The organism is Kitasatospora sp. NPDC041988, from assembly GCF_055588525.1.
The window spans coordinates 91,543-112,842 of the sequence record NZ_JBVJCO010000021.1 but is presented as its reverse complement, the minus strand read 5'-3'; the positions used below and the strand labels follow the sequence as shown (position 1 = coordinate 112,842).

Sequence of the window (21,300 nt, the reverse complement as noted above, 5' to 3'; positions counted from 1 at the left end):
CCCGGAGGACCGTACCGATGACGGATGTACCGATGACCGACGCACCGCACTTCGACGCACCGCAGTTCGACGCACCGCACTTCGACGCGGCGCCGTCCGACCGGCATGGCCGGCCCGGCCACCAGGGCACGGCGGCCGAGACCACCCTGACGCTGCCGCCCGTCCCGTCGGCGGGCCCCGCCCTCCCGGAAGGCGGGCCGCTGGCCGGGCTGGAGACCAGGGACGTCTCCGCCTGGTTCGGCTCGCACAAGGTGCTGGAGCGGGTCTCGCTCGCCATGCCCGCCGGGGAGGTGACCGCGCTGATCGGCCCGTCGGGCTGCGGCAAGTCCACCTACCTGCGGATCCTCAACCGGATGCACGAGATGGTGCGCGGCGCCGCGCTCGCCGGCGAGGTGCTGCTCGACGGCGATGACGTGTACCGGCCCGGGCGGCGGCCCGCCGAGGTGCGGCGCCGGATCGGGATGGTGTTCCAGCGGCCCAACCCGTTCCCGGCGATGTCCATCCAGGACAACGTCTCCAGCGGGCTGAAGCTGGCCGGCATCAAGGTGTCCAAGGAGGAGCGCGAGCACCTGGTGGAGAGCAGCCTGCGCCGGGCCGGGCTCTGGGACGAGGTCGCCACCCGGCTGCACACCCCGGGCGGCTCGCTCTCCGGCGGACAGCAGCAACGCCTGTGCATCGCACGGTCGTTGGCGGTCTCGCCGGACATCCTGCTGATGGACGAGCCGTGTTCGGCGCTCGACCCGACCTCCACCCGGCGGGTCGAGGAGACCATCGCCGAGCTGCGCGGGCGGCTCACCATTGTGATCGTCACCCACAACATGCAGCAGGCGCAGCGGGTTTCGCAGTCCTGCGCGTTCTTCCTGGCCACCCACGACACCCCGGGCCGGATCGTCGAGGCGGGTCCGACCGGACAGGTGTTCGGCAGCCCGCGCGACCAGCGGACCTCCGACTACGTCAACGGCCGGTTCGGGTAACCGGGTTACCGGCCGATCAGCTGCTCCAGCACCGCCGCGACGCCGTCCTGCTCGTTGCTCACGGTGTGCAGCGGCACCGCCGCCAGCACCTGCGGGTGCGCGTTGGCGACGGCGTAGGCGGTACCGGCCCAGGCCAGCATCTCCAGGTCGTTCGGCATGTCGCCGAAGGCCACCACCTCGCTCCGGTCGATCCCGTGCCCGGCGCACCAGCGGGCCAGCGTGCTGGCCTTGGTGACGCCGGGCGCGCTGATCTCCAGCAGCGGTATCGGCGCGGAGCGGGTGATCTCGGCGAGGTGGCCGGCCGCCTCGCGGGCCTCGGAGAGCAGCTTGTCCGGATCGAGGTCCGGGTGCTTGGCCAGCAGCTTGAACAGGCCGTGCACCGGGCCGCCGGCGCCCAGCAGCTCCTCCGCCGAGCCGATCGGGTGGTCCTCGTTCTGGCCCCACATCGGCACCTCGTACCCGGGCTCGCGGGCGAACCCGGCCGGGTACTCGAAGGCGAACGCGGTGCCGGGCAGCTTGGCCCGCAGCACCGCCACCACGTCGAGCGCGGTCCCGGCGTCGAGCGGGAAAGACTCCAGCAGCTCGCCGCGCCGCACGTCCACCACCGCGCCGCCGTTCGAGCAGATCGCCACCCCGTGCCCGCCGATGTGCGAGCTGACCTGCTGCATCCAGCGCGGCGGCCGGCCGGTGACGAACACCACCTGCACGCCGGCCGCCTCGGCCGCGGCGAGGGCGGCGGCGGTCCGCTCGCTGACGGTGCCGCCGGAGCAGAGCAGGGTGCCGTCCAGGTCGGTGGCGATCAGGCGGGGGGCGGTGCGGGGTGTGGTCACCGGTCCATCTTCGCCTACCGCCGCCGGGAGGTCACCGCTACGGCGGCGACCTCCCGGCGCGGACGGGTTCAGCCGACCTTGAGGGTCAGCCCGGCGGTGTGCAGCTGCCCGCCGGTCTGGAACTGCAGGAACAGCCGCCAGTCCCCGGGCGCCGGCAGCTCGGCGTGGAACGCCAGGGTCGGGCCGCCGGCGCCGCCGGCCTCGGCCTTCGCCTCCGGGTGGAGGTGGGCGAAGGCCTGGTCGCCGGCGTGGAAGGCGGTCAGGTGGGCGAAGGTCTCCAGGTACGGCTGGAGGTCGGTGACCGGCTTGCCGTCCTTGCTGACGGTGACCTTCAGCTCGCCCGCCTTCCCGGCGACCGGGGTGCCCTCGACCGCGACGGTGTACCCGTCCACGGTCGCGGTGCCGGTCGCTGCGGGCAGCTCGGCGGCGGCCGCCGCCCCCTCGCCGGGGACGGTCACCGTCCGGCTGAGCACCAGGCCGGTGCCCCGCCCGGCGCCGCTGTCCGGGACGAACGAGGCGTAGAGGCGCCAGGTGCCCGCGGTGAGCGCGGCCAGCGGGGCGGTCCAGGTGCCGTCGGCGGCCATCTCGGGGTGCAGGTGCTGGAAGCCGGTCAGGTCGGAGCGGATCGCGTAGAAGTGCATCCGCTTGGTCTGGTCGGTCCGGAACGCGGTGACCGGCTTGCCGTCGGGCCCGGTGACGGTGAACCGGTACTCGGCGGGGGTGCCGGCGGTGAGCGTCTCGGCGGCGGCGGTGAGGCGGTAGCCGTTCTGCTCGGCGGCGAGCCCGGGGGCGGTGGCGGCGGGGGTTTCGGAGGCGGAGCCGGCGGCGTCGGCGCCGGGCATCTGGTGGCCCTGGTGGCCGCCGCCGGCGGTGGCGGACGACGTGGCCGCCGCCGGGCTCGCGCCGTGGTCCATCCCGCTCATCGCGTCGGAGCCGCAGGCGGCCAGGGTGAGGGAGAGGGCGGCGAGCGCCAGGGCGCGGGTACGGGTACGGGTGCGGAGGGACATCTGGTGGGTTCTCTTCCGGTGTGTTCGGGCAGGACGCGGCGCGCCCGGACTCCCTTCGCGGGGAGCTCCGGCGCGGGCCCGGTCACGTCCGTGCGACGCACACCCGGAGCAGCAGCTGCCGCCCGGCTGCGGGCGGTGCCCGCGGGCCGTCGGCCGGCCGACGGTGCGGTCCGGCGAGGGCGGCGAGCAGGAGGGCGGCCGGCGCGAGGGCCTGCGGGCCGGGTGCGGGCAGCTGGGCGCCCTCCCGGTCCCTCGTCGACACACAGGAGACGACGGCCGGCTGGTCGCCGCCGTGCGCCCGCAGCCCGGCCAGGATCGGCCCGGGGTCCGGCCCGGCGTCCGGCCCGCCGTGGTGCGGCGCCAGGACGGGCGCCGCGACCGCCGCGACCGCCGCGGAGGGCTCCGGCTCGTGGCAGCCACCCGCCGAGGTCGGTGAGCCGTGCATCAGGAACAGCCCGGCCAGCAGCGCGCAGAGCAGCAGCAGCCGGGCGGTCGCCCGCCCGCCGTTCTGCCGCAAACCCCGCCGCCCGTCTGCCGTCACCCGGCCGACAATACCCCCAACCCGTATGTGGGGGCCTGTCTTCGAAGTACCGTCCGCCGGACGGGCGGACGACGCTACTTCGAAGACAGGCCCCCACATACGTACGTTTCGGCCCCCGGACCGAGGTTTCCGGCCGATTCGGCTCCGGCCGGGGTGTCCCTGCGGGTGGGGATGGGCATGACCGACTACGGCCACCCCGTCGGCAGGAAGAGCCATGCCACCTCGCCACCTCGAAGACGAGCGCCCACCGACCACCGCCCCGGACCGGCCGCAGACGCCGGACACCCGGCGCGATCCCGTCCTGATCGGCGACATCATCTTCGACACCCTCGCCGAGATCGCCCGCGGCCGCGCCACCGCGCCGCCGCCTTTCCCCGCCCAGCGCACCCGCCCCCACCCGTAACGGCGGCACGCCCTGGGGCGTACGTTCCGCGGTGCGCTGCCGCTCCGGCGTGGACGGGCCCGGCCCGGCCGCCCGGTGATTCACCTCTCGGGCGCTCGGCGCTCCCGGGTCGTCCTCTTCCGTCCGACCGCTCGGCGGGGGATGGTTGACCTCGGTCGATCCTCGTTCACGCGCCACCGGCCGAGCGGCCGGAGCGGGTCCCCGTACGGGCACCGGGCGCTCCGGCCGTGACGGTCAACTCAGTTGGGCCAGGCCCTCGGTGGCGATCCTCTCGAAGACGGCGAGGTCGTTCTCGAAGATCGAGTCGGGCACCGGCCAGTGGATCACCAGCTCGGTGATGCCGAGCTCCTGGTAGGCGCCGGCCCAGTCCACGAAGGCGTCCAGCGACTGCAGCGGCTTCTCCGCCGTCGAGCCCTGGAGCAGCACCTTCTCCAGCTCGCCGACGTCCCGGCCGGTCGCCTCGCAGGCCGTCGTCAGCTTCGCCAGCTGCGCCGCGATCACCGCGGGCGCCTGCTCGACCGGGACGTCCGCCGGCCCGCGCGGGTCGCCGTAGGTGACCCAGCCCTGCCCGTACTCGGCGGCCAGCTTCAGCCCGCGCGGCCCGGTCGCCGCGACGTAGAACGGCACCCGCGACTGCTGCACGCAGCCCGGGATGTTCCGCGCCTCGACCGCCGAGTAGTACGTGCCCTCGCGGGTCGTGGCGTCATTGCGCAGCAGTTCGTCCAGCAGCGGCAGGAACTCCCCGAAGCGGTCCGCCCGCTCCTTCGGCGACCACGCCTCCTGCCCCATCGCCGTCGCGTCGAACCCCGTCCCGCCGGCCCCGATCCCCAGCGTCACCCGCCCACCCGAGACGTCGTCCAGGGTGACCAGCTCCTTCGCCAGCGTCACCGGGTGGCGGAAGTTCGGCGAGGTGACGAGGGTACCGAGGCGGATCCGCTCGGTCGCCGTCGCGGCCGCCGTCAGGGTCGGCACCGACCCGAACCACGGCTCGTCCCGGAACGACCGCCAGGAGAGATGGTCGTACGTGTAGGCGGCGTGGAAGCCGAGGTCCTCGGCCCGCCGCCAGGTCTTCTGTCCTTCGGCCCACCGGTGGATGGGGAGGATCACGGTGCTCAAGCGCATACCTGCGACCCTACGGCAGCCATCTCCGTCGCTTCAGGAGCAGCCGCCGAGAAGGACTCACAAGCTCACACATGATGTATTACACTGATGGTGTGGACACACAACGCCCTGGCAAGACCCGAGTCACCAGTGTCTCCCTGCAAGCCGAGACCCTGGAGGCGATTCGCGCACGTGCCGGGAAGCAGGGCGTTTCCTCCTACATCGAAGAGGCCGTGCAGAGGCAGCTCCAGCGCGAGGCCATCGACGAGTACATCGTCGCCTCCGAGGCCGAGCACGGCCCGGTCGACCCAGCCGAGGTGGCAGCCAAGACCGAGCGTATCCGCGCCCACCACGCCGCCCACCGCGGAGAGTCCGCTCCGGCGGATGCCGCGTGAGCGGCACGCTCGTTCTCGACAGCGAGGCGCTCTCCAAGCTTTCCCGTCGGCATCGTGCCATGACCGTCTGGCTGGACGTCGCCCGTACGCTCGATCTCCTGGTGGTGACGAGCGCAGCCACACTGGTGGAGGCGCGAGATCCCAAGGTGCCCCAGGCGGCGTTCGATCACGCCGTCTCCCTGACCAAGGTGCGGCCCATCACAGAGGAGATCGCCCGTGCCGCAAGCAAGTTGCTGGTGGCCGAAGGGCTGCACGGGCACAAGTACGCCATCGACGCGATGCTCGCGGCCACAGCCCACCTTGAACACGGTGACGTGACCGTCGTGACGAGCGACCTCGATGATCTGCGCCGGCTGTGCCATCCGCGCGTCGCAGTCGAGCAGATCTGACTCGTCCCCTCTGCTTGCCTCGTTCTTGCATCTCAGAGCGCGATGGGCGAGCGAGGCTTGACCTGTGAAGCGCGCTTCGGTGCGCCCGTCCGGTGACGAAGAGGACCGGGATCCTTCACGCGTTTGCGGCCGGATTCCTCTCCAGGACACGACCGCCGGTGCGGACCGGCTCCCTGTCGGATTCAACGCTGCAGCCAGCTCAGCAGGGTCGTCGCCGTGAACACCGTGCCCGACGCCAGACAGACCGCGCGCGGGGTCAGCCACCCGGGGCCTTCCCGGACAGGCCCCAGGGGCTGGGACTGCGGGACCGGAGCCAGCAGCGCGTCTGCGAAGGCCTGGGCGGTCGGCGGTCGGTCCGCCGGCTCGACGGACATCGCGGTCCGTAGCAGCAGGGCGACGTTCGGTGGGAGCTCCGCTCCGGCTGGGAGCGCCGGCAGCGTCGAGGCGGTCTGCTGGTCGGTCATCAGGGCTGTGGCGCGTCCGCCCGGGCCGAACGGCTTCTGCCCGGTCAGCAGCTCGTAGGCCACGACGGCCAACGCGTACACGTCGGCTCTCCCGTCGACCCCGCCGGTCTGGAAGGCCTGTTCCGGTGCCATGTACGCGGGCGTGCCCGTGGTCACCGTCAGCCCGGATGCGTCGGCCAGTTGCTTCGCGCTGCCCAGATCCGCCACCAGCACCGCGGTGGGCGCAGGGCCGGCGGCGAGCAGCAGGTTGGACGGCTTGACGTCGCGGTGCACCACGCCCGCCTCGTGCAGGACCTGGACCGCGTAGCCCGCCTCCGCGGCCAGCCGCAGCGCCTCCTGCGGGTCGCACTGCCCGACCCGGTCCGCCAGGGTGCCGCCGCGTACGTAGTCCATGACGAAGTAGGGCCGGTCCTCCTGCACCCCGACGTCGTGCACCCGGACCACCCGCGGGCTGGCGATCCGGCGCAGCAGCCTCGCCTCCGCCAGGAACCGCTCGCGCACATCGGCGTTGGCGGCCCAGTTCTCGGCCAGCACCTTCACCGCGACCTCGGTGTCGAGCTCCGGATCGTAGGCCTTCCAGACCGTCGCGAAGGAGCCGGCTCCGAGCCGCTCCAGGAGGAGGTAACGGCCGAGCTTGCGCATGTGGCAGCATTCTGCCGGAGTCGGGGGGAGTGCGGAACTCCCGTTCGACGGACGGGATGCCAGGCGGGACGAAACGGGGGGATCCGGGTGTTCGAGGAAGGCGAGCTGGAACGGCTCGTGGCGGCTGCTCAGGCGGGGGACCCGGGGTCGATGGAGTACCTGCTGGCCAAGCTGCGGCCGGTGGTGCTGCGCCGCTGCTCGCGCTTCCTGCCCCACCACGCCGACGCGGAGGAGGCCGCGCAGGACGCGCTACTGTCCATCAGCACGCACCTGGGCGAGTACGGCGGCCACGGCTCCTTCCTGGGCTGGGTGACGGTGATCGCCTCGAACGCCGCCCGGTCCACCTACCGCTCGATGCGCCGGCGCGCCGAGGACAGCCACGCCGACCTCCCCGAGTCCGTCGACCCGCGCACCACCAGCGTCATCGCCGGGACCCGGCTCGACCTGATGGAGGCGCTGGCCGCGCTGGAGCGGCAGCACCCCACCCTGGTGGAGTCCTTCGTGCTGCGCGACCTGGGCGACCTGACCTACGTCCAGGTGGCCGAGGAGCTGGACGCCCCGTTGGGCACGGTCAAGGACCGTATCCACCAGGCCCGCCGCTTCATGCGCGAGCGCCTGGTCACCAGGCTGTGAACAGCGGTCCCGCGGCGGGCGGCGGCCACGCCGTCGTCCGGCCCCGGTCCGCCGTCGCCGCCCTGGTGGCTGCCGTAGCGCTTGGGCTGGCGACCGGCCGATTCGTCCTGCCACCGCCCCCCGGCGCCACCGCGCACTCGGCAGCGCGGTCGGGTGCCGCGGTCGGCGGGGCATCCCAGGGCGCGTCCGCTCCCGCGACGCCCGGCGTGTCCGTCCCGACGCCCGGGTCCTCGGCCTCCGGCTCCGGCTCCGGCTCGCCGACCGGTGCGACCGGGCCGGTGACGGCCGCGAACCTTCTGCGACCCGCGGCCTTCAGCCCGGACGTCGGCATCGGGCAGATCCACGTCACCGACCGGTACGGCGACGGGGCTTACGCCAACGCGGCCTGCTCCGGCGAGAAGACCCTCACTCAGACCCTGGGCGGGCCCGGTGCCCACTTCCGCGGACTGATGACCGGCACCCGCACCTCCCCGGACGACCCCACGCTGGCCGCCGCCCGCGTCGACCAGGTCGCCCGCGAGGTCGCCGCCGAGACCCGGAGCCCCTCCCTGGCGCAGAACTTCGCCGACCGCCTGCTGCTGGAGGAGGTGCCCTGCCAGGAGGCGGTGCCAGGGCACTGGGTCTACGGAAGGACCACGACGGTGCAGCTCGCCCCGGACGTCACCGCGAGCTGGATGGGCGCCTACCAGGGATCCCTCAACACCACCGGTACGGCGCCCGAGGGCAAGGAACCCTGCGGCGGCATCGCCGTGCTGCGCAGCGGCAGCCACTACGGGGTGCTGGAGGTCGATGCCTGCCTGGGGACGGCCGCGATGGACCGCGTCGTCAGGACCGCTCTGTCACAGCTGTGAAACAGCCGGTCAGGGCTCCAACTTTCCCTTCTCCGGCGGCATCTCCCCGGTTGTACGAGGACGCAGCAGGCGTCCCGACCAGCAGGGGGACCAGATGACCGAGAACCAGGCCGTCCAGCAGAAGTCCGTTCGCCGCAACCGGGTCGTCGCCGCGGCCTGCTTCGCCGCCGCACTGATCACGGCCAGCGTCGTCGGCACCCAGTCGGCCACCGCCGACGGGGCCGAGCACAACGCCGCGGACCGCACCGCGGCCGCCGCCCACCCGGTCACCGCCGCCCACCCGGCTGCGGTCGCCGCGCCCGGACTCGGCTCCGCCGACCTCGTCCAGAGCGAGGACTTCCAGCAGGGCCTGAACCCGGTCGGCGCGACCGTTGCGCTGACCGGACGCCAGGCGCTGTCCGCGTGCTCCGGCGAGGAGACGATGCGCGACCTGACCAAGGACAAGGCCACCGCGTACGCGTCCGTGACCTGGACCTTCGACACCGACGGCCGACTGACCGAGTCGGCTGCGAGCGCCCCCACCGGGACCGCGGCCGACACCTGGGAGAAGCAGCTCGTCGCGCTCGTTCAGGACTGCCAGGACGAGCCCGCCGGCCACTGGCACTACGGCGCGGCCCACACCCTGACCGTCACCGGCGGCACCGCCCGCTGGTACCCGGCCTACAGCGGCGACGGCACCGTCAGCGGCGGGGTCGCGGTCCTGCGCAGCGGCACCAGGGTCGCCATCGTCGAGCTCACCGGCCGGCCCACCGACGCCCCGACCTACGTCGAAGGCATCGCCACCGCAGCACTGAACCGCCTCTCCTCCTGAACGGCAGCCCCGCGCCGCCCGCGCCGCCGTGCGGAGCCGGCCCCGAACATCGAAGAGGCTCGCACGCCCAGTGGCCGTGCACCCCCAGTACCACTGTGAACAGCCGCACTCCACGCCCATGACCACCGCTGGTTTCAAGCCCAGGAACACCAGACAGGTGCCTCCGCCCCGTCCCAGCTCAACTCCGCTGAGCGCGGAGCTGCTGCTGGGAGCAGCGAAGGCCGTGGCGGCCTGCCGGGGGCTCTTCCCGAGTGGGCCGCCAGGGGCCGTCCGTAGTGTGTTCTCGCAGGTCAGACCGTGATAGGTCGGTGGATGGGGAGGATCACCGTACTCAGTCGCATGCCGCCGTCCCTACGTCGTCGCATGTTCATGGCCCCGGTCAGCCGCTGCCGCCACGCCCCAGGGCGGTGCCCCACCGTTCGGCGATGGCGGCCGCGTGCGCGAAGTGCGCGGCGGCCTCGGCGTCGCGGCCGAGCAGGCGGGCGAGTTCACCGAGCGTGTACGCGACCGGGCGGATCGCCAGGGTGAAGCCCGAGGAGGGCGGCGGCGCGTCACGGTAGGGGAGCAGGGTGGTGTACAGCTCGTCGGCCCGTTCCTGCTCGCCGAGCGCGACCATGGCCATCGCGCGGAACGTCGCGAAGACCGTGAGGAGGTAGTCCGTGCGCAGCGGCCCGACCCGGGCGAGGACGGTGCGGGCCTCGTCCTGCTGCCCGGCGGCGCACAGGGCCGCGGCGAGCAGGTCCGCCATCGGCGGGCCGTATTCCTCGGTCAGCCGCCGGGCCTGCGGGACGAACTCGCCGAGCCTTCCCTGAGCGGCCCGGATCGTCGCCAGCGCGATCTGCAGGAAGCCGTCGGCGTGCGGAGAGCCCTGCCTGGCCATGCCGGCGGTGGCTTCGGCGTACAGCTCCTCGGCGTCCTCGTCGCGCCCTTCGATCAGCGCTCGCGTCGCCAGCGCGGTCTGACCGACCACGATGGGCCCAGGCATCCGGTAGGCCCGGGCCAGTTCCACGCACGTCTCGATGTGGCCGTAGGCACCGGTGGCATCACCTGCGGCAGCGGCAGCGGTCGACAGGCTGAACAGGCCGAACCAGCGAAAGGCCGGCAGATCGTGCTCGGTGGTGAGCCGGACGAGCTCCTCGCTCCGCGCCCGCTGCTCGCCTCCCTCACGCTCGATGTCGAACTCGCGGAGCAGCGCCGCGAGCGCCCTCGCGCGAAGGCCGGGATCTCCCAGGGCCGTTGCGAGTTCGACGGCTTCTTCGGCTGCGGTCCGCACCCTCGGGTCACGCACGTCGGACAGTTCGGCGCAGTAGGCGAGCAGCAGCCCGCACCGAGCGGCGGGCGCCAGCTCCGGCTGGTCCAGCGACCGGCCGAGCAGCGCGACGACGGGCTCGTCGACCACGCCGTACGGCCGGGTCTGCCACGGCGTCGGCTCGGACCACGCGGTGAGCGCGCGGATCAACAGCTCGCTCCGCCCGGTGCCGACCGCGCACTCGATCGCCCGCTGCCGGGTAGCGCGGGCGGCCATGACCGCCCCGGCCCGCACCTGGGCGCGCAGCAGCCTGCCCAGCAGGTCGATGCGTTCTGCCTCGCGGTCTTCCGACGGCCCGGCCGGGGTCCGGTCGAAGCAGTCCAGCGCCGCGGCGAGCAGATCGGCCGCCGCTTCGTGGGCGTAGCGGCCGGCCGCGAGGTCGGCCGCCCGCAGGCCGTAGTGGACGCCCTTGGCAGCCGTGGCCGATGCCGCCGCCCGTGCGAAGTGGTGGGCCAGCGCGGACACATCACTCGAACCGATCCGCTCCAGGCCGGCCGCGATCCGCCCGTGCATGCGCCTGGCCCGCAGGCCGCTCAGATCGGCGAGCAGCGTGTCGCGCACCAGTGCGTGCGTGAACCGGACGCGGCCCGGGGCCGGCTCGGTCAGCAGCCCGGCGACCAGACCGGCGTCCAGTGCGCCCAGAACCCCGTCCTCGTCGGTGTCCGCGGCGCCGACCAGCAGCTCGACGTCCACTTCACGCCCGACGACCGCGGCCAGCCGCAGTACCGCCACCACCGCCTCGGGGAGGCGGCCGAGCCTGCGGCGCACCACGTCCCGGACCCCCTCCGGCACCTCGGACAGGGCCACCAACGCACCTTCGCTGCTGAGCAGTCGGGCGCTCTCCCACACGTAGAAGGCGTTTCCGCCGGTGCGTTCGGCGAGCGCGGAGACCGTCCCGGCGTCCACCGGCCCGGTACCCGCCGCCTTGATCACCTCGGCGACGGCCGACGCGGGCAGCCCCGGCAGCGGCAGCCGCAGCGGCGACCGCCCCGCGAGCACGGCGAGCTGGTCCGTGAGCGGGCCCTCGATCTCGTTCGGACGGTAGGCGGCCACGACCAGGACCGGTGTCCCCGGGGGCAGGTCGGTCAGGCCGGTCAGCAGGGCGAGCGTCTCGGCGTCGGCCCAGTGCAGGTCGTCCAACACCACGGCCAGCGGCCGCTCGCGGGCCACCGCCGCGAGCCACTGCGACACCGCGCGGTTCAGGCGGAACCGGCCGGCGGCCACGTCCTCGTCGGGGCCCCGGCCGGATGCGCGGTCGGAGAGCAGCGGGGCCAGGACCTCGGCGGACTCGGCCGGGGGTGGCGCGGCGGCGGCGATCGTCCGCAGCGCCGCCACCCAGGGCCACGCGGGTGGCGCCCCCTCGTCGTCGGTGGCCTGGCCGACCGCGACCAGCCAGCCGTCACCACGGAGCCGCTCGCCGAGCCGCTCCAGCAGCTCCGACTTTCCCAGGCCCGCCTCGCCGGTGACCAGTGCCACTCCTGGCCCCGCGGTGGCCGCCCGGCCGGCGGCCTCCACCAGCCGGGCGAGTTCGGCCTCGCGTCCGACGAACGGGCGCGTGTCAGTGGCGGGTCGGCGCGATGGCGCCGGGATGTTCCGGTCTTCGGGCGGGGTCGGCGGCCGGTGCGGCGGAGCCTCCGTCGCGGCCAGCAGCACCGCGGTGCGACCGCCCAGGATGGCCGCTTCGAGCTCGTTCAGCACGGGCCCCGGGTCGAGACCCACCTCGGCCGCCAGGACCGCGCGGGCCCGGCGCAGCGTCGCCAGCGCGTCGGCCTGCCGGCCCGCCGCCCACAGCGCCAGCGCGTGGAGACGCCAGCCTTCCTCCCGCAACGGCTCGTCGAGTGTGAGCAGTTCGGCCTCGGGAACGGTCACGGCGGCATCCGCCGACCTCAGTCCGGCGACCACGTTCAGCTCGCGCGCGACCAGCCGCAGCTCGTCCAGGCGGGCGACCTCGGCACGGGCCCAGGACTCGTCGACGAACTCGGCGTACGCCGTGCCCTGCCACAGTGAGAGCGCCTCGCCGAGCAGGCGCCGCGCGGTCTCCGGCTGCCACTGCGGGACTTCGCGCGCCTCGTGCAGCAACCGCTCGAACCGCCAGGCGTCGACGGCGCCGTCGGGCAGGCGCAGCGCATACCCGGGTGGTGCGCTGACCAGCAGGGTGGCCGGAGTGCGCGGTGCCCTGCCGGGCTCCAGCAGCCGTCGCAGGTTCGACACGTACGCCTGCAGTGACGTCACCGCCCGTGCGGGCGGGGCTCCTTGCCAGATCTCCTCGATCATCCGGTCGACCGAGACGACCGCGCCGCGCGCCACCGCCAGTCGGGCGAGGACCGCGCGCTGCCGCCGGCCGCCGAGCGGGACGGGCCCGCCGTTCCACTCGGCCGCGAAGGAGCCGAGCACGCGTATGGAGACCATCACCAGGCACATCGTAGACGGCCCGCACTCCTCCAAGTCGCTTCCAAATGCCCTCCAGGAGCCCCCGGCGAGGCTTCTCGCATGGACACCACGAACGCACCCGTGCAGAGCCGTCCGAACACCCAGGAGATGGTGGTCATCCACCGCGGAATGCGCCGCGAGTCGCGACTGCTCATCGAGCTGATCGCCGCCGTGGCTCCCGGAGACACCGCCCGCGCCCGTGTTCTGGCGGACCACTTCCGCGACTACCGGCTCGGATTGAGCAACCACCACCACGGCGAGGACGCGTTCCTGTGGCCTCCGCTGCTGGCCAGGGTCGACCTCGAAGCCGACCTCGTCCTGCGGATGGAGGCCCAGCACGAACGCGTCGCCGCCACCCTCGCGGCGGCCGAAGCCGCTCTGCCCGTCTGGGAGTCGGGGGCCGGAGAGGCGGAACGCGACGCGCTCACGGCCGCCCTCGCCGAGCACCGCGCCGTCCTCGTCGAGCACCTCGACGAGGAGGAGACCTCACTGCTCCCGCTCGCGGCACAGCACCTGTGGCTGCACGAATGGAACGCCATGGGCGAGCACTTCCTGGCCAACACGCCCAAACCCAAGCTGCTGTTCTTCCTCGGCATGGTCCTTGAGGAGGCCGATCCCGCCGAACGCTCGGCGATCCTCGGCGGCCTGCCGCTCCCCGCCCGACTGCTCTGGTACGCCGTCGGCCGCGCGCAGTACGCCCGCGCCACCCGCCGTGTCCGGGGCTGACCGCCCCGACCGCCTCCGCCCGGACCGCCCCTTCTTCCCGAAAGACAGGAAAGCCATGAAGCGCTTCACCACCGTCCTCACCGTCCTGAGCGGCCTGTTCGTCCTGTACATCGGCCTCATCTACCTGCTGGACCCTCAGGCGTCCGCGGCCGGATTCGGCCTGCCGAGCTGGCCCGAGCACGAGGGCACGGGCTTCCTCACCGTCAAGGGCGGGCGCGACATCGGGTGCGGCCTGGCCGTCTTCGCGCTCCTGCTGACCGGCCACCGCAGGGCCCTCGGCTGGGTGCTGCTGGCGCTCACCTTCGGGCCCGTCACCGACATGCTGACGGTCCTGGGCAACCACGGCTCGGCCGGCACCGCGTACGGCGTCCACGGCCTCACCGCCGCGGCAGTCGCTCTGAACGCCGTACTCCTCCTGCGCGAACGCCCCACCCCGGCCGCCGCCTGAGCAGGCCGTGCACACCACCGCGGATACGTCCGGGAAGGACCACGACCAGCCGGGGCCGCTCACGCCCCGAGCACTGGCCGGCGGTCCTTCCCGGCATGCCGGCAGGTGACGGGTGAACGAGGCTCGACCGAGGTGCCGAGGGTGCCGAGGCGGATCCGTTCGGTCCTCCAGGAAAGGCCGCCATGTCGATGCATATCGCAGTATGCTCTCCATATGTCAGCAACCACGCGCATCACCGTCACTCTCCCGACGGAGCAGGTGGCCGAGCTCAAGAAGCTCACCGACAACGTCTCCGGATATGTCGCGGAGGCGGTCGCCCGCCAGATCCGGCACCAGCTGCTCGCCGACGATTTCCGCCGCTACCAGGAGGAACAGGGCCCGTTCACCGATGAGGAGCTGTCCGAGGCGCACGCCAGGATCTTCGGCTCCGCCGGGTCGGCGGGTTCGGCGAGCGCCGCGTGACCGAGCGATTCGAGACCGTCGTGTTGGACTCCCAGGGAATGTCCTCGTGGATCACGCAGGACCGAGGCGTGCTGGCGATGCTCCAGGTGTTCCACGCCATGGGGGCCGACTTCGTCGTCGGCGCGAACACGATCGTGGAAGTCACGCACGCACGCGTGAATGAAGCCCGGCTGAACTGGACGCTCTCCCGGGTCAAGGTCGAGTCGGTCACCGAGCAGGCCGCGAGAGCCTCGGCCAAGCTGCTGAAGCAGGCCGGCCTGCACGGCCACAAGTACGCCATCGACGCGACCGTCGCCGAACTTGCGCTCCGTCAGCCCGGACCGGTGGCCATGCTCACTTCGGACATCGACGACATGGCGAAGCTCTGCGGCAGCCGAGTCCGGCTCATCGCGATCTGAGCCGGGTCCGGGCGCTCTGCCGACAGCCTTCCAGTGCGGCCGGATTGACCTTGAATTCTGAGGCCAAGTCAGGATTTGGCATGCGCTCCCCCCGGAACGTTGTCCACGGCGGGGCCCCCTGCTCCGCCAAGGCTCACGGTAGCCGACCGTGGTGCGAAGGGGGCGGAAGGGGGACGGTGGGAGGCGCTAGTCTTTCCGCCGCACCTAGCAATCTGATCATGCGTTAAACGGGGGTTTCTTCGGCATGTCTGCTTTCCAGGGAATGACCACCGCCCAGCGGCTCCTCGGTGCCGGACTGGTCGCCACGGCCGCGCTCGGGCTCACCGCCTGCGGGCCGGACAACTCCTCCGACCAGGCGGGTGGCAGCGCGCCCGCCGCCACGGCCACGGCGACGACCGCGCCCAGCCCGGCCGCCACCGGTACCGCGGCGCCGACCGCCGGCACGAGCGGCAAGCCCGGCGGCACGACCGGCAAGCCCACGGGGACGGCCAAGCCCTCGGGCGGGGCGAGCGACGGGCCGGAGGGGTTCTGTGACGCCACGCCGCTGCCGGCGGGCCAGAAGTGGGTCTACCCGGCGAAGGGGACGACGACGACCACGCTGGTCTACAAGGACACCAAGACGGCGTGCGGCGTCAACGACGTCGTCTTCGAGCCGACCGGGGCCGACAAGAGCGCGCCGTTCGCGCCCACCGCCAAGGGGCACCTGAACTCGGTCCTGGCGCCGCCGAAGGACGTCAACGTCGCCGACCTGGTGAAGCACATCGGCGAGTGCCTCGCTGACCCGACCGCGACCAAGGGCTTCTACCCCTGCTCGGGCGGGGACTACAAGATCGCGATCGACTCCTCCGGCAAGGTCGTCGAGGTCACCGAGCGCGCCCACTCCTGACCGGGGGATCGGGGAGTTCGCAGGCGGGTCGGCGACGGCGGCCGGCCCGCCCATTGCGGTTCGATCACGGCGTGTCCGATTAGTCGATCATGCGTGGGAGTGCGGTGATTAACTTTGTTGGCACAGGTGTGGACCGGCTCTCATAATTCCTGCTGAGACGCGTGACGGTCGGCCTGGGAGCCACGGGGGGTGGCCTGCAAGGGGCCCGTGCGCGACATTCCACATGCCCCGGGGGAGTTCCTTGTCCGCGCTTGCAAACATGCCGCCTGCCGCTGATCCGGCAAAGGGGCCGTCATTCGAGACTGCCGTCGCACCCGATTCCGGTGCGGTTTCCGAAACGGTGGCCGAGGGCGGCCCGTACGCCCCGGCGCCCGCGCCCACCGGGACCGAAGCCGGGTCCGAGCCCGCGCCCGTCGGGGGTGTCACGCCCGCGCGGAAGCTGCCGCGCGCGGTCGGCGTCGCTCTGGCCACGGCGGGCCTGCTCGCCGTGACGGCGACCAGCGCCGCCGTCACGGTGGCGGTCGGCAAGCCGGACGCCCGGCCCGCCGTCGTCGCCGGGGCGGCCGGTGCCTCGTCCGGCGCGAGTGCCAGTGCGAGCCCGAGCGTGAGCCCGAGCGCGTCGCCCTCCGCCTCCGCCTCGGCCACGCCCACCGCCGCGCCGACCACCGCCCCGCCCGCGCCCAAGCCGGCCAGCACCGTCAAGGGCAGCGTCAGCGGCGGCAAGCACAACGGCGACCTGCGCTACTTCCTGCTCCCGATCCCCGACGGCGGCGAGTCCTACGGGCCGGCCGACGGCATGACGATGACCGACGACGAGGTGGCCGCGAACTTCGGCAACCAGGACGGCATCATGCGCATCCTCGGCTCCTACGGGTACAAGGACGCCGCCACCCGGATGTACCGCACGGCCGACGGCAAGGCCGAGGTCACGGTCACCCTGCTGCACTTCGGATCGACCGGGCAGGCGGGCGACTTCGCCCGCAACTACACGATGAAGCTGGACCCGATCGCCATCGACGGGGACCCCAACGCCCACGGCTACGTGCACAAGCCCAAGCAGCAGGCCTACACCGGCTCGATGACCGGGATCTCCAGCCAGGGCGACGTGCAGTACACGATCGACGTCGATGTGAAGGGCACCCCGGACAAGGCACTGCTGAGCGAGCTGATGAAGCGCCAGCGCGAGTGGCTGTCCTCCGGCGGCTGAGTCCCGCCGCCGCCCACGCCCGACGTCACCCTTCCCTTTCTGGAGCCACTCCGTGACCACCGAATCCGTGGAGCCGTCGCCCGCCGACGCGCCTCCGCCGGCCGCGCCGGCCGTCCCGCCGCCCGCGCCCGCCGCTGAACCGTCCGCCGTCGAGGCCCCCGCCGAGGCCCCCGCCTTCCCGACGGCCGATGCCCCTGCCTTCCCGCCCGCCGACGCACCCGCCTTCCTTCCCGTCGAGGCCCACGCGCCCCTGCACCGCCCCCGCCGTCCGCGGCCGGTGCTGCTGGCGGTGGGCGGGCTGGTGCTCGGCACCGTGGTCGGCGGCGCCGTCGGCTACGCGATCCAGGCGAGCCGCCCGCCGACGCCGCTGCCGCCGATCCAGGTCGCGCTGCCGTCCTACCCGGCCGGGTCGGTGGACGCGGCGGCCGCCGCCGCGGCGGCACCGAAGCCGCTGGCCATCGACGGCGACCTGCGGAAGCTGCTGATGACCGCCCCGACCGGCAGCACCGCCTGGGGCGACTACCCGGACTCGCCGAGCTGGATCTCCGTCGGCGAACTCGCCGAGCGAAGCGGCCGGTCGGCGGAGCTCTTCAAGAACCTGAACGGCCAGCAGTTCCGCCGCGCCGCCGAGGTCGACTGGAAGAAGGACGGCCTGAAGGTCCGGGTCTCGCTGATCCAGTACTCGGCCGACCGCGCCGCGGAGGCCAAGTCCCGCGCGACCGGCTTCCGGCTCCAGCCGTTCGCCGACGACGCCAACGGCGGCTACAAGGTCGACAGCGAGGCCTCGTACTGGGCCGAGACCACCGAGCAGTACTACCTCGGCACCGCCGTCGCGCAGCGCGGCACGGTGGTGATGGAGATCAAGGTCTTCGGCGCCCAGCCGGTGGACCCCGAGGTCGTGAAGGGCATTGCCAAGCAGCAGTGGGAGCGGCTGGTATGAGCGACAGCACCGTGACCGGGTCCCCGACCCCCGAGCCGACGCCCGCCGCCGAGGCACTCGTACCGCCGGCCGCCGACGCGGCACCGCCTGCCGACGCGGCACCGCCCGCCGATGCGGCACCGCCCGCCGATGCGGCACCGCCCGCCGATGCGGCACCCGTACCGCCGCCCGCTGTCGAGGCGCCGCCCGCCGTCGAGGCGACGGCGCCGGCGGCCCCCGCCCCGTCCTCCCGCCGCCTCCTCCGCGCCACCGGCGCGACCGTGGCGGCCGCCCTGGTCGGCGTGGTCATCGGCTTCGGCATCATCAAGACCCAGTACGACGACCCGGCACCCGTCACCGCCGCCGGGCCGACGGTCGCGCCCGCCCCGACCGCCGCCCCCACCCCCTTCGGCGCCAAGTCCAACGGCAATCACTTCGGTTCGCTGCGCGACCTGCTGCTGCCCGTCCCGGCCGACTACGCGCTCGGCCCGGACGAGGGCGGCTACGGCAACGACGTCGAGCTGAGCGCGGACCAGCTCTCCGCCGAGCTGGACAGCGGTCTCCAGCAGATCCCCAAGGACAAGCAGGAGAAGCTCCGTCAGTACTGGGACGGCCTGCACGTCAAGGCCACCGGCGTGCGCACCTACAAGACCAAGGCGGACGACCTGGTCATCGGCATGAAGCTGCGCCAGTTCAACCAGCAGGAGGTGCAGAAGCTGAACGAGTACACCGCCGTCTTCACGGGCGACACCGGGATCTTCCGCATCGGTCCCGCGATCCCGAACCACCCCGAGGCGCACTGCTACCTGATGCCCGCCCCGCCGTCCGCGCCGATCGACTACCTGGAGTGCTCGGCCGCCGAGGGTGACCTCCTGGTGGTGATGGCGGCCGAGGGTGTGGCACCGCTGCCCAAGGACAGGATCGTCGCCCTCTTCACCCAGCAGCTCGACCGCCTCGCCAGCCCGGGAGCGTCCGCATGACCGACCACGCCACCCCGCACGACAGCGCGGCCACCCCTGCCGACGCGCCGGCGGCCCCGCCCGTCGCGCCGCCGGTCGCACCCCCGGCCGCGTTCGCGCCGCCCGCGCCGCCCGTGCCCGAGGCCGCCACCGCGGTCGGCGGGACCGCTCCCGCCGACCCCTGGGGCGCCCCCGATCCGCAGGCGTTCCCCGTCCCGCAGGCGTTCGCCGTGCCACTGAGCCCCGAGGAGCTCGCGGCCCGCCGCACCCGCCGGCGCCGGGCGGCGGTGCGCTGGGGCGCCGCCGCCCTGGTCTGTGCGCTGGCCGGCACTGGAGCCGCGGTGGCCGTGACCGCGCCCGACCGCACCGACATCCCCGGTCTGGCCACCGAGAACGACGGCCGCTACACCTTCCCGGCCCTGGTGCTGCCGCCGCTGCCCTCCGGCAAGGCCGTGCCCAAGGAGAGCAAGAGCCGCCACGCCGCCGACCTGCGGTACCTGCTCCTGCCCGCCCCCACGGAGGCCGGCGGTTCGCCGGGGCCGGTGGTCTTCCCGACCCCGACCCCGCCCCCGACCACAGCGGCGAGCGCGACGGCGTCGCCGAGCGCGTCCGGCACCACCACCGCGAGCCCGGGCGCCACCTCGTCCGCGACGCCGTCCGCGTCCGCCTCCACCGGGGTCGCGTCCGCCGCTCCCACCGCCGACTGGGTGCCCTGCGACGCCCTCGCCGGCGAGCAGAAGGAACCGGCCAAGCTGCGCGCCCTGCTGCTGCAGAACGCCTGCCGCGCCGCCACCGTCCGGGAGTGGACCGCCACCGACGGCACCCGCACCCAGATCCGCCTGCTCGCCTTCGGCGCCTCCGCCGAGGCCTGGGACGTCTTCGCCGACCTCCGTGCCAACGGTGACCCGAAGGACATCGCCGGTCTCAGGACCGGCCCCACCCAGGGCTGGGACTCGGTCTCCGGCGTCGACCTCGCCACCCGCGAGACCCCGGCCACCGGGGCCGGCGCCGGCCCCACCGGCCGGGTGGCCTACCTGTCTGCCGGTGACCTCGTCGGCGTCGTCACCATGACCAACCCCAAGGGCGTCCCCACCGCGGCCTTCCGCCAGGTCGTCACCCTCCAGTCCGACCTCCTGGCCTGACCGCTCCCGGTGGGCGGCGCAGCCCGCGCCGCCCACCCCAAAGGGTTGCTCATCCCAGAGAGTGGCCCACCCCAAAGGGTTGCTCATCCCAGAGAGTGGCCCACCGCCCGCCCGAAGGCGTCGCCCGCCCGAAGGCGCCGGGCCGCTACGCGAACTGCACCGGAGTGACCGGCCAGTCGACCGGGCCGGTGCAGCCCAGGACCTGCTCCGCCGCCTGCCGGCTGAGCACGACGGCCAGCTCGGCCATCGTCTCCTCGCCGGGCCCGGTGGCCGGCGGCTTGTTCCGCGGGCCGGCCTTCACCGTGGCCAGGTAGTAGGCGGTGCGCTCCTCCCCGGTCTCCGGCGCCTTGACCACGCAGTCGAACCGGAGCACGCCCGTGCGATGGTCGGCCCCGCCGTTGTCGAACCTGCGGGCCCCGCCCGGGAGCGCCCGCGCGGCGGCGTTGGCGCGTTCTTCGGCCGACCGCGCCGCCTCGACCTCGAAGGAGAGCGCGTGCTCGCCCTGTCCGGCGGCGAAGCAGCGCAGCCGCGGCGGCCGGTCGGCCGCCGCCGGCCAGTAGTCGCTCTCCACCCGTACCGTGCGGGCCTGGCCCACCAGCCGGCCGACCCGCTCGTCCGCGAGGGCTCCCCGGCACTCGCCGTGGGTCAGCGACACCGCGGGCGGGTGGTCCGTCGCGGCGTCGAGGTACGCGTGCCAGCCGGCCAGGCCGCCGCCGAGCAGGACCAGGACGCCGGCGGCGGCGCCGGCCTGCCGTGCGCCGGTACGGGTCACCTTCACGCGCACACTGCTTTCTGGTAGGCGCCGAGCAGGTCCCGGGCGATGGCCTCGAAGTCCGCCCGGTCGCTGTCCGGCTGCCCGGTCCGCGCGGCCTCGCCCGGGGCGACCTCCACCACCACGTGCCGGATCGGCAGTTGCTTCCCGGGGCAGTAGTCGGCCACGGCCGCGCCGGCGGGCCAGGAGGCGGAGCGGGAGCCGGCGCCGAAGCTCTTCACCTCGTCCGGCCGGGCGTTCCCGACCGGAAGCTGTTCCACGGTGCCGTCGTGGACGGCCGCCCGGACGGTCAGCGCCACCCGGCCGTCCACCCGGACGGAGCAGCCCTTCGGTTCGGTCGAGAGCACCCAGCGGAACGCGCGTTCCTCGGTGTCCTGGCCGCCGTCCGGCAGCAGCCGCCCGAGCGGTGTCCCGGCCCCGGTGGGCAGCTCGCACAGCGTCGCGGCCCGCCCGGGCGGTTCGGCCGGCCGGTGCTGGCGCCAGTCCAGGTAGCCGACCGCCCCGGCGCCCACGACGGCCAGGCCGAGGGCGCCGAGCAGCAGACGGCGCCGGGGGGGGGGGGGGGGGGGGGGGGGGGGGGGGGGGGGGGCGTGGGGGGGGA

At 73.8% G+C, this 21,300-nt stretch carries 24 protein-coding genes; 16 read left to right on the top strand and 8 right to left on the bottom strand.

Features of this window, described 5'->3' with window-relative positions; translation table 11 throughout:
* Positions 1-17: 17 nt before the first annotated feature.
* Positions 18-974, top strand: coding sequence for a phosphate ABC transporter ATP-binding protein (locus ACZ6NC_RS21920; RefSeq protein ID WP_465735199.1), 957 nt, complete (start codon positions 18-20; stop codon positions 972-974).
* A gap of 5 nt (positions 975-979) precedes the next feature.
* Here the strand turns inward: ACZ6NC_RS21920 and ACZ6NC_RS21915 are convergent, their stop codons facing one another.
* The 3 genes from ACZ6NC_RS21915 to ACZ6NC_RS21905 form a co-directional block, all read right to left on the bottom strand.
* Positions 980-1,804, bottom strand: a complete 825-nt coding sequence (locus ACZ6NC_RS21915; protein ID WP_465735197.1) for an HAD family hydrolase — start codon at positions 1,802-1,804, stop codon at positions 980-982.
* Between the two features lie 68 nt (positions 1,805-1,872).
* Positions 1,873-2,811 carry a hypothetical protein gene (locus ACZ6NC_RS21910; protein ID WP_465735195.1) on the bottom strand — a complete coding sequence of 313 codons (939 nt, stop codon included), beginning with the start codon at positions 2,809-2,811 and terminating at the stop codon, positions 1,873-1,875.
* 82 nt (positions 2,812-2,893) lie between these two features.
* Positions 2,894-3,352 (bottom strand): hypothetical protein, encoded by a 459-nt coding sequence (locus ACZ6NC_RS21905; protein ID WP_465735193.1) that lies wholly within the window; start codon positions 3,350-3,352, stop codon positions 2,894-2,896.
* Between the two features lie 214 nt (positions 3,353-3,566).
* On the opposite strand from ACZ6NC_RS21905, the gene ACZ6NC_RS21900 reads away from it, so the two are divergent.
* Positions 3,567-3,755 (top strand): hypothetical protein, encoded by a 189-nt coding sequence (locus ACZ6NC_RS21900; RefSeq protein ID WP_465735191.1) that lies wholly within the window; start codon positions 3,567-3,569, stop codon positions 3,753-3,755.
* 234 nt (positions 3,756-3,989) lie between these two features.
* Here ACZ6NC_RS21900 and ACZ6NC_RS21895 read toward each other — a convergent pair whose 3' ends face one another.
* Positions 3,990-4,877, bottom strand: a complete 888-nt coding sequence (locus ACZ6NC_RS21895; protein WP_465735189.1) for an LLM class flavin-dependent oxidoreductase — start codon at positions 4,875-4,877, stop codon at positions 3,990-3,992.
* A 92-nt stretch (positions 4,878-4,969) separates the two neighbouring features.
* Here ACZ6NC_RS21895 and ACZ6NC_RS21890 point away from each other — a divergent pair, with 92 nt between their 5' ends.
* Positions 4,970-5,251, top strand: a complete 282-nt coding sequence (locus ACZ6NC_RS21890; protein WP_465735187.1) for a hypothetical protein — start codon at positions 4,970-4,972, stop codon at positions 5,249-5,251.
* Positions 5,248-5,640 carry a PIN domain-containing protein gene (locus ACZ6NC_RS21885; protein WP_465735185.1) on the top strand — a complete coding sequence of 131 codons (393 nt, stop codon included), beginning with the start codon at positions 5,248-5,250 and terminating at the stop codon, positions 5,638-5,640. The genes ACZ6NC_RS21890 and ACZ6NC_RS21885 overlap by 4 nt, the downstream gene beginning before the upstream one ends.
* A 182-nt stretch (positions 5,641-5,822) precedes the next feature.
* Here ACZ6NC_RS21885 and ACZ6NC_RS21880 read toward each other — a convergent pair whose 3' ends face one another.
* Entirely contained in the window at positions 5,823-6,746 is a 924-nt protein-coding gene (locus ACZ6NC_RS21880) for a serine/threonine-protein kinase (protein WP_465735183.1), read from the bottom strand.
* 87 nt (positions 6,747-6,833) lie between these two features.
* On the opposite strand from ACZ6NC_RS21880, the gene ACZ6NC_RS21875 reads away from it, so the two are divergent.
* The 3 genes from ACZ6NC_RS21875 to ACZ6NC_RS21865 all read left to right on the top strand — a co-directional run bounded on the left by ACZ6NC_RS21875 (position 6,834) and on the right by ACZ6NC_RS21865 (position 9,041).
* Complete coding sequence (locus ACZ6NC_RS21875) at positions 6,834-7,379, top strand: RNA polymerase sigma factor (RefSeq protein ID WP_465735181.1); 546 nt, start codon at positions 6,834-6,836, stop codon at positions 7,377-7,379.
* Positions 7,376-8,230, top strand: coding sequence for a hypothetical protein (locus ACZ6NC_RS21870; RefSeq protein WP_465735179.1), 855 nt, complete (start codon positions 7,376-7,378; stop codon positions 8,228-8,230). The genes ACZ6NC_RS21875 and ACZ6NC_RS21870 overlap by 4 nt, the downstream gene beginning before the upstream one ends.
* A 94-nt stretch (positions 8,231-8,324) precedes the next feature.
* A complete protein-coding gene (locus ACZ6NC_RS21865; RefSeq protein ID WP_465735177.1) occupies positions 8,325-9,041 on the top strand; it encodes a hypothetical protein in 717 nt (238 codons plus the stop codon).
* A 379-nt stretch (positions 9,042-9,420) separates the two neighbouring features.
* On the opposite strand, the gene ACZ6NC_RS21860 is transcribed toward ACZ6NC_RS21865, so the two are convergent.
* The gene (locus tag ACZ6NC_RS21860; protein WP_465735284.1) at positions 9,421-12,759 is read right to left on the bottom strand and encodes a BTAD domain-containing putative transcriptional regulator; all 3,339 of its coding nucleotides are present in this window, start codon (positions 12,757-12,759) and stop codon (positions 9,421-9,423) included.
* A gap of 81 nt (positions 12,760-12,840) precedes the next feature.
* Here ACZ6NC_RS21860 and ACZ6NC_RS21855 point away from each other — a divergent pair, with 81 nt between their 5' ends.
* From ACZ6NC_RS21855 to ACZ6NC_RS21815, 9 genes are all read left to right on the top strand, one after another.
* Positions 12,841-13,506: a hemerythrin domain-containing protein gene (locus tag ACZ6NC_RS21855; protein ID WP_465735175.1), complete on the top strand. Its 666-nt coding sequence runs from the start codon at positions 12,841-12,843 to the stop codon at positions 13,504-13,506.
* 55 nt (positions 13,507-13,561) lie between these two features.
* Entirely contained in the window at positions 13,562-13,954 is a 393-nt protein-coding gene (locus ACZ6NC_RS21850; RefSeq protein WP_465735173.1) for a DUF4267 domain-containing protein, read from the top strand.
* Positions 13,955-14,167: 213 nt separating this feature from the next.
* Positions 14,168-14,416, top strand: a complete 249-nt coding sequence (locus tag ACZ6NC_RS21845) for a type II toxin-antitoxin system CcdA family antitoxin (RefSeq protein WP_465735171.1) — start codon at positions 14,168-14,170, stop codon at positions 14,414-14,416.
* Positions 14,413-14,814 (top strand): DNA-binding protein, encoded by a 402-nt coding sequence (locus ACZ6NC_RS21840; RefSeq protein ID WP_465735169.1) that lies wholly within the window; start codon positions 14,413-14,415, stop codon positions 14,812-14,814. Before ACZ6NC_RS21845 ends, ACZ6NC_RS21840 begins: the two co-directional genes overlap by 4 nt.
* Before the next feature lie 244 nt (positions 14,815-15,058).
* Positions 15,059-15,700 (top strand): hypothetical protein, encoded by a 642-nt coding sequence (locus ACZ6NC_RS21835; RefSeq protein WP_465735167.1) that lies wholly within the window; start codon positions 15,059-15,061, stop codon positions 15,698-15,700.
* Positions 15,701-16,040: 340 nt separating this feature from the next.
* Complete coding sequence (locus ACZ6NC_RS21830; RefSeq protein ID WP_465735165.1) at positions 16,041-16,907, top strand: hypothetical protein; 867 nt, start codon at positions 16,041-16,043, stop codon at positions 16,905-16,907.
* 52 nt (positions 16,908-16,959) lie between these two features.
* Positions 16,960-17,847 carry a hypothetical protein gene (locus ACZ6NC_RS21825; protein ID WP_465735163.1) on the top strand — a complete coding sequence of 296 codons (888 nt, stop codon included), beginning with the start codon at positions 16,960-16,962 and terminating at the stop codon, positions 17,845-17,847.
* Complete coding sequence (locus tag ACZ6NC_RS21820) at positions 17,844-18,806, top strand: hypothetical protein (RefSeq protein ID WP_465735161.1); 963 nt, start codon at positions 17,844-17,846, stop codon at positions 18,804-18,806. Before ACZ6NC_RS21825 ends, ACZ6NC_RS21820 begins: the two co-directional genes overlap by 4 nt.
* Entirely contained in the window at positions 18,803-19,927 is a 1,125-nt protein-coding gene (locus tag ACZ6NC_RS21815; RefSeq protein ID WP_465735159.1) for a hypothetical protein, read from the top strand. The genes ACZ6NC_RS21820 and ACZ6NC_RS21815 overlap by 4 nt, the downstream gene beginning before the upstream one ends.
* Before the next feature lie 145 nt (positions 19,928-20,072).
* On the opposite strand, the gene ACZ6NC_RS21810 is transcribed toward ACZ6NC_RS21815, so the two are convergent.
* Entirely contained in the window at positions 20,073-20,705 is a 633-nt protein-coding gene (locus ACZ6NC_RS21810; RefSeq protein WP_465735157.1) for a hypothetical protein, read from the bottom strand.
* Entirely contained in the window at positions 20,702-21,211 is a 510-nt protein-coding gene (locus tag ACZ6NC_RS21805) for a hypothetical protein (RefSeq protein ID WP_465735155.1), read from the bottom strand. The genes ACZ6NC_RS21810 and ACZ6NC_RS21805 overlap by 4 nt, the downstream gene beginning before the upstream one ends.
* Positions 21,212-21,300 lie beyond the last annotated feature (89 nt).

Bases quoted from the DNA above. Each gene is read 5' to 3' on its own strand.
- ACZ6NC_RS21920 (WP_465735199.1), top strand. From the start codon at position 18: ATGACGGATGTACCGATGACCGACGCACCGCACTTCGACGCACCGCAG.
- ACZ6NC_RS21910 (WP_465735195.1), bottom strand. From the start codon at position 2,811: ATGTCCCTCCGCACCCGTACCCGTACCCGCGCCCTGGCGCTCGCCGCC.
- ACZ6NC_RS21900 (WP_465735191.1), top strand. From the start codon at position 3,567: ATGCCACCTCGCCACCTCGAAGACGAGCGCCCACCGACCACCGCCCCG.
- ACZ6NC_RS21895 (WP_465735189.1), bottom strand. From the start codon at position 4,877: ATGCGCTTGAGCACCGTGATCCTCCCCATCCACCGGTGGGCCGAAGGA.
- ACZ6NC_RS21880 (WP_465735183.1), bottom strand. From the start codon at position 6,746: ATGCGCAAGCTCGGCCGTTACCTCCTCCTGGAGCGGCTCGGAGCCGGC.
- ACZ6NC_RS21865 (WP_465735177.1), top strand. From the start codon at position 8,325: ATGACCGAGAACCAGGCCGTCCAGCAGAAGTCCGTTCGCCGCAACCGG.
- ACZ6NC_RS21860 (WP_465735284.1), bottom strand. From the start codon at position 12,759: ATGGTCTCCATACGCGTGCTCGGCTCCTTCGCGGCCGAGTGGAACGGC.
- ACZ6NC_RS21855 (WP_465735175.1), top strand. From the start codon at position 12,841: ATGGACACCACGAACGCACCCGTGCAGAGCCGTCCGAACACCCAGGAG.
- ACZ6NC_RS21850 (WP_465735173.1), top strand. From the start codon at position 13,562: ATGAAGCGCTTCACCACCGTCCTCACCGTCCTGAGCGGCCTGTTCGTC.
- ACZ6NC_RS21845 (WP_465735171.1), top strand. From the start codon at position 14,168: ATGTCAGCAACCACGCGCATCACCGTCACTCTCCCGACGGAGCAGGTG.
- ACZ6NC_RS21835 (WP_465735167.1), top strand. From the start codon at position 15,059: ATGTCTGCTTTCCAGGGAATGACCACCGCCCAGCGGCTCCTCGGTGCC.
- ACZ6NC_RS21820 (WP_465735161.1), top strand. From the start codon at position 17,844: ATGAGCGACAGCACCGTGACCGGGTCCCCGACCCCCGAGCCGACGCCC.
- ACZ6NC_RS21815 (WP_465735159.1), top strand. From the start codon at position 18,803: ATGACCGACCACGCCACCCCGCACGACAGCGCGGCCACCCCTGCCGAC.